This is a genomic window from Bacillus sp. TH22 (assembly GCF_016651015.1).
Lineage (GTDB): Bacteria > Bacillota > Bacilli > Bacillales > Bacillaceae_G > Bacillus_A > Bacillus_A mycoides.
The window spans coordinates 3,988,330-4,001,191 of the sequence record NZ_JAEKER010000001.1; the positions used below are offsets into that span (position 1 = coordinate 3,988,330).

A 12,862-nucleotide genomic window follows, 5' to 3' on the forward strand; every position below is an offset into this window, starting at 1 on the left:
GGGAATTTTTTGAAAAGGAGAGTCATTCTATTGAACAGGTATTTTAAAATTGTTGTTGCAATGTTTCTAACGATTTTCACATTCGTATCAACGCTACAACCTCTTGCAGTTCAAGCTGCTAGTCAACTAGCTGACGGTGAATATTCAATCGGTTTCAAAGTTCTTAAAGACACATCAGATGAAGAATCTATGATGAATCAATACTCTGTAAGTCCAGGAACTTTAAAAGTGAAGAATGGGAAAAAGAAAGTATCCTTTACGTTAGAACATAGTTCATGGATTACAAAGTTTGAAACGGAAAAAAGTGGTCAGTTTGTTGCGACAAATGTAATTAGTGAAGATCAAGAAAAAGATACAAGAGTCGTAGAATTTGATGTGGACGATGTAGAGAAGGTATTAAATGCGAAAGTAAAAGTAGACATTGATTTTTTAAATTATCATCATGACTATGATGTGCGTATTGCATTTGATCAAAATAGTATTACACCGATTCATGTAGAACAACCAAATGAAAAAGAGGACCCAGCTAATAAGCCAGATCCAAATGAAAATCCGGATCCGAGTCAGAAGCCCGACCAAAAGCCTGACCCAGATCAACAACCAAATTCTAACACAATTAAAGATGGAGAGTACAGCATTCCATTTAAAGTGTTAAAAGATCAAACAGATGAAGAATCTAAGATGAATACTTACATGGTAAATCCAGGGGTATTAAAAGTAGAAAACGGTAAGAAAAAAGCAATTGTAACGTTAAAAAATAGCTCATTAATTAAAAATTTCCAAACGGAAAAAGATGGCGCATTTGCTGATGCAAAAGTAGTGAGTGAAGATAAAGAAAAAGATACAAGAGTAGTAGAATTTGAAGTAGACGATTTATCTAAAAAACTAAATACAAAAGTATTTATTGAAGTGGCATCACAAGGTTACAAGCAAACACATAATGTACAACTTTTATTTGAACAAGATAAACTTGAACAAATTAAAAATGAAGAGAAACAACCGGAAGTAGAAAAACCAGATACTGAAACAATTAAAGATGGAGAGTACAGCGTTCCGTTTAAAGTGTTAAAAGATCAAACAGATGAAGAATCTAAGATGAATACTTACATGGTAAATCCAGGGGTATTAAAAGTAGAAAATGGTAAGAAAAAAGCAATTGTAACACTAAAAAGTAGCTCATTAATTAAAAATTTCCAAACGGAAAAAGATGGTGCGTTTGTTGATGCAAAAGTAGTGAGTGAAGATAAAGAAAAAGATACAAGAGTAGTAGAGTTTGAAGTAAACGACTTATCTAAAAAACTGAATACAAAAGTATTTATCGAAATGGCATCAAGAAACTATAAGCAAACACATGATGTGCAACTTTTATTTGAACAAGATAAGCTTGAACAAATTAAAAATGAAGAGAAACCAGAAGTAGAAAAACCAGAAGTAGAGAAACCAGAAGTAGAGAAACCGGAAGTAGAAAAACCAGATGGAAACAAAAATCCAGATGCTGAAACAATTAAAGATGGTGAATACAGTATCAATTTCAAAGCTTTAAAAGATCAAACAGAAGAAATTTCAATGATGAACACGTATACAAAGAGTCCAGGCGTGTTAAAAGTGAAAGATGGTAAAAAATATGTATCATTCACATTAACGAATAGCGCTTGGATTACAAAGTTTGAATTTGATAAAAATGGTTCGTTTGTTGATGCGAGTGTATTGAGTGAAGATACGAAAGCTGATACGCGTGTAGTGGAAGTGGAAGTAGCAGATTTATCGAAAAAATTGAACGCAAAAGTAAAAGTCGATATCGATTCAATGAATTATCATCATTTCTATGATATTCAATTTGCATTTGATAAAGATAGCATTAAACCGTTAGATAACCAAGGCGGAAACGATAACCAAGGCGGAAACGATAACCAAGGCGGAAACGACAACCAAGGTGGAAATAACAACCAAGGCGGAAACGACAACCAAGGCGGAAATGATAACCAAGGTGGAAACAACAACCAAGGCGGAAACGACAACCAAGGTGGAAACAACAACCAAGGCAATAATACAACAATTGATCCAAACGCTCTTAAAGACGGTGAATACAGCATTGGCTTTAAAGTATTAAAAGATCAAACAGATGAAATATCAATGATGAATACATACACAAAAAGCCCAGGTGTATTGAAAGTAAAAGATGGTAAGAAATATGTATCGTTTACATTAACAAATAGTACATGGATTACAAAGTTTGATTTTGAGAAGAATGGCTCGTTCGTTAATGCAAAAGTATTAAGTGAAAATAAAGAGCAAAATACAAGAGTAGTAGAAGTAGAAGTAAATGATTTGTCTAAAAAATTAAATGCAAAAGTAAAAGTAGATATTGATTCAATGAATTATCACCATTTCTACGATGTTCAATTTGTATTTGATCAAGATAGTATCAAAGCTTTAGGGAACCAAGGTGGAAACGATAACCAAGGTGGAAACGATAACCAAGGCGGAAACGACAACCAAGGTGGAAACGATAACCAAGGCGGAAACGATGACCAAGGCGGAAATGACAATCAAGGTGGAAATAATACACCGAAAGTAATAGTTGATCCGAAAAATTTAGTAGATGGTCAATATGATATTACATTTAAAGTGTTAAAAAACAAAACAGAAGAACTTTCAAAGATGCATGACTATACTGTAAATCCAGCAAAATTAATCGTTAAAGATGGTAAAAAGTACATTGAGATGACGCTGAAAAATAGTGCGTGGATTACGAAATTCCAAACAGAAAACAATAGTCTTTTTGCTGATGCAAAAGTAGTAAGTGAAGATAAAAATGCAAATACGCGAGTAGTACAATTTGAAGTAGAAGATTTATTTAAAAAATTAAATGCAAAAGTGAAAGTAGACATTGATGAGATGAACTACCATCATTTCTACGATGTCCAAATTCAATTTGATACAAATAATATTGGTGCGTTAGGAACAATTAAAGAGGATCCAAAAAAAGATCCGAAAAATGATCCGAACAATCCAGTGATTACACCGAAAGTAGATAATGTAAAAAAAGTAGATAATCCTGATTTTAACCGAAATGCAGATGATAAGAAGAAAAAAGAAGATCAAAAAAATGATCCAAAAAAAGAGAAAAACTCAAAAACGGCAGATACAGCACAACTAGGTTTATACATGGTGCTATTGCTTGGGTCACTTGCTTTACTAGTTCGTAAATATAGAGCAGGAAGATTGTAATTTTTGGAGTCTTGATGCATGTTCGCATGCATCAAGACTTGTTTCATATTGTTTGGAAAGGAGTGGTGATTGAGAGTGAAGAAAATTGCTAGTGTACTAATGGCTATCATTCTATTAGTGAGTGTAGCTGGATGCTCGGCGCCCAAAAAAGAAGCAGCAAAACAGGTAAAGAGTGAGGGTAAAGAGAGAATTGTTGCAACGACAGTTGCTGTTACTGAAATTATGGATGCGTTAGAAGTAGATTTAATTGGTGTACCAACAAGTACTAAAGATTTACCAAAGAGATATAAAGGTTTATCTGAAGTTGGGAATCCGATGAGTCCTGATATGGAAAAGGTAAAATCATTAAAGCCGTCAGAAGTATTATCCGTGACAACACTTGAATATGAATTAAAGCCAGTTTTTGATGGTGTAGGTATGAAAGCAAACTTTTTAGATCTAACAAGTTTAAAAAATATGCAAAATTCCATTAGTAATTTAGGTAAGCAATATGGACGTGAAAAGCAGGCTGAAGCAGTTGTAACTAAGTTAGATAACAAGGTTGCAGAGATTCAAAAAGCAGTAAAGGGAAAGAAAGAACCGACAGTGCTTATTTTATTAGGTGTACCGGGGAGTTATTTAGTAGCAACAGAGCATTCTTATATTGGAGATTTAGTGAAACAATTAGGTGGTAAAAACATTGTACAAGGTGAACAAGTAGAGTATTTAGCTTCTAATACAGAGTATTTAAAAAAAGCTGATCCAGACATTATTTTACGAGCGGCACATGGTATGCCTGATGAAGTTGTAAAAATGTTTGATAAAGAATTTAAAACAAATGATATTTGGAAACACTTCGCTGCAGTTAAAAATAATCGTGTTTACGATTTAGAAGAGCGTTTATTTGGAACGACAGGAAATTTAGCAGCGACTGAAGCACTAGATGAATTGAAAAAAATGATGTATCCGTGATGCATTTTAATATAAAGGAAGATTAGCATGAATAAAAAATTTTGGAGTTTCTTTATTGTTACTGTATTACTCATCATTATGACTTTGTTGTCAGCGACGAAAGGTAGTTTAGAAGTAGGTATTATTGACCTTGTACAAGGAATATTTACAGGGGCAAATGAAGATGTTGAAGTGATTAAAGATTTACGTTTCCCACGTATTATTATTGCACTATTTACTGGAGCAGCTCTTGCTGTTTCGGGCGTGCTCTTCCAAGCTGTCATGAAAAATCCACTTGCTGATGCTGGGGTAATCGGGATATCTTCAGGAGCAAGTTTTATGACACTTGTTATTATTACGCTATTCCCGCAATTCTTTTTCTGGACGCCGGTATTCGCCTTTCTAGGTGGTGCGTTTGCGTGTTATCTCGTTTATTCGTTTTCATGGAAATCAGGATTAAGTCCGCTTCGCATTATTTTAATTGGTATTGCCATTAATGCGATGTTCACTGGATTAAATGAATCGTTCATTACGATTTGTGGATACTTCATTAAGAGTATTAAGCAAACGACGACTTCTAATATAACGATGAAGACGTGGGGCGATGTAGAAATAATGGTTACTTATGGAACAATTGGTCTTATTCTTGCACTGTTTGTCGGAGCTTGGTGTAACTTATTATCTCTACAAGATAAGACTGCAAAAAACTTAGGCTTGCACGTGACGAGAGTTCGTCTTATTATTTCTGCCATTGCAGTACTCTTAGCGGCAGTATCAACAGCAATTGCAGGTGTTATCGCTTTCGTAGGATTACTCGTTCCGCACATTTCAAGACAACTAGTTGGTTCAGACCATAAAGCATTAATTCCATTTTCTGCTCTTGCAGGGGCGTTATTAATTTTGACGGCGGATACGATTGGAAGGTTAATTGTGCCACCTAACGAAATTCCAGCAGCGACGATTATGGCAGTTATTGGTGGCCCATTCTTAATATTCTTGCTTAGAAAGAGTGATAAAGTTCATGGAAATTAAAAATGTAACCTTTTCGTACGATAATGTAACGGATCGATTAAAGTCGGTTAGTAGTGAAATAGAGATTGGTAAAATTACAACAATTATTGGACCAAACGGTTGCGGGAAATCAACATTACTTGGTGTGATGTCAAGAAATCACGATCCTCGTAGTGGAGAGGTAATACTTGATGGGAAGGCAATTAGCCAATATAAACCGAAAGAGTTTGCTAGAAAGTTAGCCGTTGTCCATCAACAAAATGAAGCACCGGCAGATATGACGGTAGAGAAATTAACAAGCTTTGGCCGTATGCCTCATAAAAATATATTTTCTTCGCAAACTGATGAAGATAGAGAAGCAATAGAAAGGGCTTTAGCATGTACGAATTTGCTAAGTAAACGTGATAAGGAAATTCATGCTTTATCTGGTGGAGAAAGACAGCGTGTTTGGATTGCCATGACGTTAGCTCAGAAGACGCCAATGCTCTTTTTAGATGAACCGACAACATATTTAGATATTTATTATCAACTTGAAATATTAGAGTTAGTAAAAGAATTAAATGAAGCACAAGGATTGACAATCGTTATGGTATTACACGATATTAATCAGGCGATTCGCTATAGTGATCATATCATTGTTATGAAAGACGGCGAAATTGTTACAAAAGGCAAGCCGAATGATGTTGTGACAGAAAGTATGATAAAGACGATATACGGTGTAGATGTCGTTGTAAAGCAAGATGAAGATACAGGATTGTATATGGTCCCAATGGGTATTTAAACATGGGAACAATCCGTTTTGAGGTGATAATTTGAGTAGCAAAAAAGAAAGGAAGAAGAATTCTTTTTTTCAACGAATACTTACAGTTGTTTTTTTAGGTACCTTTTTCTATTCAGTATATGAATTAGGTGATATTTTCATGGATTACTATGAAAATCGTAAAGTAATGGCCGAAGCACAAAACATTTATGAAAAAAGTCCGATGGAAGAGCAATCACAAGACGGGGAAGTACGTAAACAGTTCAAAGTTCTGCAGCAAATTAACCAAGAAATAGTTGGATGGATTACGATGGATGATACACAAATTAATTATCCAATCGTTCAAGCAAAAGACAATGATTACTATTTATTTCGAAATTATAAAGGTGAAGATATGAGAGCAGGAAGCATTTTTATGGACTATCGTAATGATGTGAAATCTCAAAATCGAAATACTATTTTATATGGTCACCGTATGAAAGATGGTTCTATGTTTGGAAGTTTAAAGAAAATGTTGGATGAAGATTTCTTCATATCGCATCGTAAATTATATTACGATACATTATTTGAAGGATATGATCTTGAAGTGTTTTCGGTGTATACAACAACAACTGATTTTTATTACATTGAAACGGATTTTAGTAGTGATACGGAATACACATCATTTTTGGAGAAAATTCAAGAAAAATCGCTGTACAAAACGGATACAAAAGTGACAGAAAGTGATCAAATCGTAACACTCTCGACGTGTGACTATGCACTTGATCCAGAAGCGGGAAGATTAGTAGTACATGCGAAACTAGTAAAAAGACATTAAATAAAAAAAGTATAGAATATGAGAAGTGGTAACACTCTTCATATTCTATACTTTAAAAAAGAAATATGCTTACTGTGCTGCAGCCATTGGCATACGTACAACTTTTACATCATAGTAAGCAATTTTATTATCAAGAATATAGTCTGGCATCCCGCCTTGATGTGAGTGAGCATCTTTAAATGCTGAGCTCTTTGTCCAACCTTGGAAATCTTCTTTTGCATTCCAGCGAGTGCTAATTGTTACTTCATCATAATCAACTGTATTTTGCGTTAAAAGAACTTCTAATCCTAAAAATCCTGACATTGTTTCGACTTTACCCACTTTATTAAAACGCTCAATTAATTTATGGCCATTTCCCTTTGTAATTTTAGTTGTATTTGTAACAATAATCATGTTTATTCCTCCTATAAATGTAGCCTTTATTTTCAAGAACTCATATACATTAAATGATAATGAAAATCATTATCATTGTCAATAGTAATAATGAAATATATAATTTTTTTTCGGTTATGTGAGAGGATGAGCTAGTTGTACTAGCAAAGCAATAATATGGTATAGTGAAACGAGGCTTTTTTCAGCCTCGTTTTTTACATTGCTTCCTACTAATTAGAAAGCATTCAAATGGAAAGGAAGACATTACATGCGATCTGAAGTAACTATAAAAATAAAACCGAAGTTTATAAAAGAAATTAAAAGTGGATATCCACTTATTTTAAAAGATGCTATTCAAAATTTAAATGATGTACGTGAAGAAGGAACAATCATCAACGTAGTAGATGAGAAGAACCAATTCATCGGAAAAGGCTATTATGGAAAACAAAATAAAGGATATGGATGGATTTTAACGAGAAAAGAGAAAGAGCAAATTAATCAACCTTTCTTTGAAAGTAAAATCAAATCTGCTTTACATAAACGAAAAGATTTTTATAAATCAAATGATACAACAGCATTTCGTGCCCTGAATGGTGAGGGCGATGGCCTTGGTGGTTTAATCATCGATTATTATGACGGCTATTACGTAATAAGTTGGTATAGTGAAGGGGTTTATACTTTCCGCGATGAGATTATAGCAGCACTTCAAAAAGTAGCAAATTTCAAAGGGATTTATGAGAAAAAGCGTTTTGATACGAAAGGGAAATACATTGAAGGTGATGATTTCGTCGCAGGAGAGCGCGGTGAGTTCCCACTTATCGTAAAAGAGAACGGTGTAAACTTTGCTGTATATTTAAATGACGGGGCGATGGTTGGTGTGTTTTTAGATCAGCGTAACGTTCGAAAACAAATTCGTGATAAATATGCAAAAGGAAGAACGGTTTTAAATATGTTCTCTTATACTGGGGCTTTCTCTGTATTTGCAGCGCTTGGCGGTGCAAGTAAAACAACAAGTGTGGACCTTGCAAATCGTAGTTTAAGTAAAACGATTGAGCAGTTTAGTGTAAATGAAATTGATTATGAAGCACAAGATATTATTGTAGAAGATGTATTTCTGTATTTCAAATATGCAGCTAAGAAAAAGATGAAATTTGATATGGTTGTACTTGATCCCCCAAGCTTTGCACGCTCGAAAAAATATACGTTCAGTGCGGCGAAAGATTATAAAAACTTATTAAAAGAAACAATTGCCATTACAGAAAATAACGGTATTATCGTTGCTTCTACAAATTGTAGCGCATTCGATATGAAAAAGTTTAATGGCTTTATCGATACAGCATTTAAAGAAATGAACGGTAAATATAAAATATTAGAAGAACATTCTTTGCCGGAAGATTTCCGTACAATTGATCAATTTAAAGAGGGAGACTATTTAAAAGTAGTTTTCATCGAAAAAATTAAAGGTTAATGAAAATAAGAAAAGGAGCTCAAGTTTAAATGAGCTCCTTTTCTTATTGAATAATATTTTGTACTCTGCCAACCTGTCCGTCTTGCAATCTTACTTTAATGCCGTGCGGATGTGAAGGTGAGTTCGTTAAAATATCTTTTACAATTCCTCTTGTTAGCTTACCTGTACGTTGATCTTGTTTTAATACAATATCAACTTCAAGACCTGATGAAATGTTAGATCGTTTTTGCCCGTTCATTTATACACCTGTACGTCTACGTTGGTTGTTTGTTTTCTTCGTTTGTTGGTTTTGTAATTTTTTCGTTTCTTGACTTTGACTTCCATTATTTGAGCCGTTTCCATTTCCTTGCTTTTTCTTCGCAAGTTGTTCGCGCATTAAATCAGCTAAGCTTACTTTTTTGTTTTCTGACATGATAAGTCTCCTTTATATAAAGTTAATTATGAACAATCGTAGTGAATTTCATCATATCATTGTTAAGGAAGGAAGGGAAGTTGGTTTGAAAATTCATATAATTCTTTCCAGCATTCATTCGTTACGATACAATTAAATTGTTAATGTTTGTTAAAAAAGGGGATAGAAATATGTCACATCATATTTTATTAGTTGAAGATGATATCTCAATTCAAGAGATGGTTGAAACATATTTAGTAAAAGAAGGTTTTCAAGTTACAATCGCATCTGATGGAGAAGAAGGAGTTAACGCATTTTTAAAAGGTTCATTTGATTTGATTATCCTCGATATTATGATGCCAAAGTTAGATGGCTTAGAGGTTGTGCGAATCATTCGAGAAAAAAGTGCAGTTCCGATTTTAATGATGTCAGCAAAAGATACGGATGTTGATAAAGCGGTTGGATTAGGCCTGGGAGCAGATGATTACATTTGTAAACCATTTTCTATGATTGAATTGGCAGCACGTGTAAAAGCTGCTATTCGAAGATCTACAAAGTACTCAGCGGTGGAATCGAAAGATGAGGCCATTCAGATTGGTGATTTAACAATCGATCCAATTAATTTCACTGTGGAAAAAAACGGAAAGTCGCTCAAACTTACTTTAAAAGAATTTGAGATTTTAAAACTGTTCGTAAAGAATCAAAATCGTGTATTTACGAAAGCGCAAATATATACGTTAGTTTGGAATGACGAGTATTACGGTGACGATAACGTTATAAATGTTCATATGAGAAGATTACGTGAGAAAATTGAAAGTGATCCATCTAATCCAGAATATATTAAAACGTTATGGGGCATCGGCTATAAGTTGGAAGGGATGTAATATGGTCAATCTGTTAATTGGTATTATTTTTATATTGTTATGTGTCATTTACATACAGTATAAAATGAGAAAAACTAGCAGCAATAATTTACGGTACACATATGAAAAATTAGAAGGTATTGTAAATGAAAAAACAGGTGAGAAGTTACTCGTTATGACAGATAATCTGGAATTGCAAAAGTTATTAGTGGCGATTAATCATTTATTAGATGCAAAACAGAAAACGAATGCAGATCATGCGAAAGTGGAAATTTCGATGAGAAAAATGCTTTCAAATATTTCACATGATTTAAAAACGCCACTAACAGTTATTCTTGGATATGCAGAAATGTTAAATAAGGATAAAACGATAAATGAGGAAGAACAGCAAATATTACTTGAAAAGGTGCATGTAAAAACGCTGGAAGTTATGGGGATGATTCATAAGTTTTTTGATTTAGCAAAATTAGAATCTGGTGACAAGGCAATCGAGATGACAAAAGTAAATATGAATGAAGTTTGCCGCGAGAAGATTTTATCTTTCTATGATTTAGTGACGACGAAAGGTTTTCATGTCCATATTGATATACCAGAAAGAAATATATATGCACTTGGAAATGTAGAAGTATTAGGCAGAGTATTGAATAATTTAATATCAAATGCGATTACATATGGGGACGATGGAAAGATACTTGGTATGACTTTAAGAGATGATGAAACGAGTGTGTATATAGACGTATGGGATACAGGAAAAGGAATTGATGAATCTCATATTGATAAAGTGTTTGAGCGTATGTACACACTTGAAGATTCGAGAAATAGATTGTACCAAGGAAGCGGTTTAGGGTTAACGATTACGAAAAGGCTTGTGGAAGCGATGGACGGAGAAATACATCTTTCTAGTAAGCCGTATGAAAAAACAATTTTTACAGTTGTATTAACAAAGATGCTGTTTTAGCTTGTAGAGAAGTAGATTCTACAAGCTTTTTTTTCAGCGTGCCCAGCTAAGCTGGGCACTGCTTGCTGGTGAAAGTCCAGCCTAGGTAAGAGCCAAGTCGCCTAGTAGCTGACAGGCAGCTGGTGGAGAAATCCTAAGGTTGAAGCCCTGTGACAAAGTAACTTCTACTAGAAGTGCGAGCGAATCAACAGACCGTAACATAAAGTGAACCTTGCCGCCTCGTTAAAAGCAACCTAGCAATAGGACAAAGGGAAGTCGAGCCTGGTGAATATGGGCGAAGACCATGGAAGATGTGAAGAACTTGGAAATATGACATCGAAGAATCCCTCGGGGTACGGAGGGCGGTATGTTGAGAAAGTAGTGTCTGGAACTGGGGAGACCCTCCTTTGCCCTTTCTTTCAGAAAGGAGAGAGGAAACCTATAAGCATATACGAAATGGTGGACTGTAAAGAGGGAGTCGGAGGAGGTCATAGTACTGAATATCATAACGACAACACAACGTTATGTAGGGAAGGACCTCTACTTTGTTCATAAGTTGGAAGGAGGTAAGAGTGAGTGAATGCTGGAAAACTAGCTAACTACACTGATGTAAAAGCTCAAGAACTTTGGAAGACTTTATATCTTTGTGCCAAAGAAAGTTCAAGTCGTAGGTTTCACGCGTTGTATGACAAAATATATCGTCCTGACATATTGGCTGAAGCATGGAGAAGGGTAAAATGGAATCAAGGGAGCGGTGGAATTGATGGACAGACGATTGAAGAAATCGTGTATCAATATGGAGAACGAAACTTTCTCAATGAATTATATATAGAATTGAAAAGTAAATCCTACCATCCACAAGCTGTAAGAAGAATGTATATTCCAAAAGGTGATGGAAAACAAAGACCGCTTGGAATTCCCACGATCAAGGATAGGGTTGTACAAATGGCAACGAAATTGGTGATAGAACCTATCTTCGAAGCCGATTTTCAAGACTGTTCGTATGGATTTCGCCCGAAACGAAACGCACATCAAGCGATATCGAAGATACGGAAAGCGAGTAAAACATCTCATTGGATTGTAGATGTAGACATACAAGGATACTTTGACAATATTAATCATGACAAATTAATGAGGCTTGTAGAAAGAAGAATCAGTGACCGAAGAGTGTTAAAACTCATTAGAAAATGGTTGAAAGCGGGAATCATGGAACATGCGCAATTTCATGAAACGACATTAGGTACACCACAAGGTGGCGTGATATCTCCATTACTTTCTAATATATATTTAAACTATATGGATACCATTTGGGAAAAGAAGTGTAAACATTTGGGGGAACTAATTCGATATGCGGATGACTTTGTCATCGTATGTCAAACAAAACAACAAGCATTAGAGAGTATTCGGATACTACAATCCATTATGAATAAGTTAGAACTTACAATCCATACAGAAAAGTCGAAGCTAGTGAATACGTGGGATGGAAACGAGGGATTTGATTTTCTAGGATTTCACCACCGAAAATACCCTAAACATGTGAAAGGCGGGAAGAAAGTGCATGTGATGGCACATATTCCGAGCCAGAAAGCCATGAAGAAAATGCGGGAACGCATTAAAAGATACACAGAGCCGAGGAACAAACTGTATCTACAATTGGAAGAGATGGTGAAAGGTTTAAATAGAATTCTGCAAGGATTCAAGAATTATTATAGCTTATCTTCAATTGGACAGAGGTGGCTCTGTAAAATAGACTGGTACGTCCTAGAACGACTTAACCTTTTTTGGAATAAGAAAAGAAATGTTCGAAAGAAACATGGTCGTATCAAGGACTTGATGAAGAAAACAACATATACACTCGTGAAAGTAGGAGGATAGAACAAAACTGAACGCCAAAGAAGGAAGAACATCGGAAAGCCGTATGAGGGAAAACCTCACGTACGGTTTGATGAGGGGAAGCTGAAACAGAAAAGGGATGGCAAAGCCATCCCTAAAGAAAATTTAATCTGTTTCAGTTTTCTACTCTACGCGTAAGGAATTTGTAAGGAACGGGTAAGAAAAAAGAGATTTCCGTTGTCTATTATA

The 12,862-nt window shown here is 34.9% G+C and carries 12 protein-coding genes; 9 read left to right on the forward strand and 3 right to left on the reverse strand.

Translation table 11 applies throughout. The annotated features are described in order from the left end of the window. Nucleotides 1-30 precede the first annotated feature (30 nt). The 5 genes from JFU18_RS20335 to srtB all read left to right on the forward strand — a co-directional run bounded on the left by JFU18_RS20335 (nt 31) and on the right by srtB (nt 6,749). Nucleotides 31-3,231, forward strand: coding sequence for an NEAT domain-containing protein (locus JFU18_RS20335; RefSeq protein WP_201034362.1), 3,201 nt, complete (start codon nt 31-33; stop codon nt 3,229-3,231). Nucleotides 3,232-3,300: 69 nt separating this feature from the next. Next, a complete protein-coding gene (isdE, locus tag JFU18_RS20340; protein ID WP_201031866.1) occupies nt 3,301-4,182 on the forward strand; it encodes a heme ABC transporter substrate-binding protein IsdE in 882 nt (293 codons plus the stop codon). A 27-nt stretch (nt 4,183-4,209) separates the two neighbouring features. Beyond that, a complete protein-coding gene (locus tag JFU18_RS20345; RefSeq protein ID WP_002034255.1) occupies nt 4,210-5,193 on the forward strand; it encodes a FecCD family ABC transporter permease in 984 nt (327 codons plus the stop codon). After that, nucleotides 5,183-5,953: an ABC transporter ATP-binding protein gene (locus JFU18_RS20350; RefSeq protein ID WP_002088890.1), complete on the forward strand. Its 771-nt coding sequence runs from the start codon at nt 5,183-5,185 to the stop codon at nt 5,951-5,953. The genes JFU18_RS20345 and JFU18_RS20350 overlap by 11 nt, the downstream gene beginning before the upstream one ends. A gap of 31 nt (nt 5,954-5,984) precedes the next feature. Continuing rightward, nucleotides 5,985-6,749, forward strand: a complete 765-nt coding sequence (srtB, locus tag JFU18_RS20355) for a class B sortase (protein WP_201034361.1) — start codon at nt 5,985-5,987, stop codon at nt 6,747-6,749. A 69-nt stretch (nt 6,750-6,818) separates the two neighbouring features. Here srtB and isdG read toward each other — a convergent pair whose 3' ends face one another. Then, a complete protein-coding gene (gene isdG / locus JFU18_RS20360; protein WP_002015426.1) occupies nt 6,819-7,142 on the reverse strand; it encodes a heme oxygenase in 324 nt (107 codons plus the stop codon). Nucleotides 7,143-7,389: 247 nt separating this feature from the next. Between isdG and JFU18_RS20365 the strand changes: the two genes are divergently transcribed. After that, the gene (locus JFU18_RS20365; RefSeq protein WP_002067464.1) at nt 7,390-8,589 is read left to right on the forward strand and encodes a class I SAM-dependent rRNA methyltransferase; all 1,200 of its coding nucleotides are present in this window, start codon (nt 7,390-7,392) and stop codon (nt 8,587-8,589) included. Nucleotides 8,590-8,632: 43 nt separating this feature from the next. On the opposite strand, the gene JFU18_RS20370 is transcribed toward JFU18_RS20365, so the two are convergent. Beyond that, nucleotides 8,633-8,827 carry a YwbE family protein gene (locus JFU18_RS20370; protein ID WP_001014315.1) on the reverse strand — a complete coding sequence of 65 codons (195 nt, stop codon included), beginning with the start codon at nt 8,825-8,827 and terminating at the stop codon, nt 8,633-8,635. Next, on the reverse strand, nt 8,828-9,001 hold the full coding sequence (locus JFU18_RS20375) for a hypothetical protein (protein ID WP_002015431.1): 174 nt from the start codon (nt 8,999-9,001) through the stop codon (nt 8,828-8,830). A 170-nt stretch (nt 9,002-9,171) separates the two neighbouring features. On the opposite strand from JFU18_RS20375, the gene JFU18_RS20380 reads away from it, so the two are divergent. The 3 genes from JFU18_RS20380 (at nt 9,172) to ltrA (ending at nt 12,655) form a co-directional block, all read left to right on the forward strand. Further along, nucleotides 9,172-9,864 (forward strand): response regulator transcription factor, encoded by a 693-nt coding sequence (locus tag JFU18_RS20380; RefSeq protein ID WP_201031864.1) that lies wholly within the window; start codon nt 9,172-9,174, stop codon nt 9,862-9,864. Nucleotide 9,865: 1 nt separating this feature from the next. Then, entirely contained in the window at nt 9,866-10,801 is a 936-nt protein-coding gene (locus JFU18_RS20385) for a HAMP domain-containing histidine kinase (RefSeq protein ID WP_201031863.1), read from the forward strand. 555 nt (nt 10,802-11,356) lie between these two features. Further along, nucleotides 11,357-12,655, forward strand: a complete 1,299-nt coding sequence (gene ltrA / locus JFU18_RS20390) for a group II intron reverse transcriptase/maturase (protein ID WP_201034360.1) — start codon at nt 11,357-11,359, stop codon at nt 12,653-12,655. Nucleotides 12,656-12,862 lie beyond the last annotated feature (207 nt).

Coding starts and splice junctions, on each gene's coding strand:
- JFU18_RS20365 (WP_002067464.1), top strand. CDS start 7,390: ATGCGATCTGAAGTAACTATAAAAATAAAACCGAAGTTTATAAAAGAA.
- JFU18_RS20375 (WP_002015431.1), bottom strand. CDS start 9,001: ATGTCAGAAAACAAAAAAGTAAGCTTAGCTGATTTAATGCGCGAACAA.
- JFU18_RS20370 (WP_001014315.1), bottom strand. CDS start 8,827: ATGAACGGGCAAAAACGATCTAACATTTCATCAGGTCTTGAAGTTGAT.
- JFU18_RS20385 (WP_201031863.1), top strand. CDS start 9,866: ATGGTCAATCTGTTAATTGGTATTATTTTTATATTGTTATGTGTCATT.
- isdG (WP_002015426.1), bottom strand. CDS start 7,142: ATGATTATTGTTACAAATACAACTAAAATTACAAAGGGAAATGGCCAT.
- JFU18_RS20345 (WP_002034255.1), top strand. CDS start 4,210: ATGAATAAAAAATTTTGGAGTTTCTTTATTGTTACTGTATTACTCATC.
- JFU18_RS20350 (WP_002088890.1), top strand. CDS start 5,183: ATGGAAATTAAAAATGTAACCTTTTCGTACGATAATGTAACGGATCGA.
- JFU18_RS20380 (WP_201031864.1), top strand. CDS start 9,172: ATGTCACATCATATTTTATTAGTTGAAGATGATATCTCAATTCAAGAG.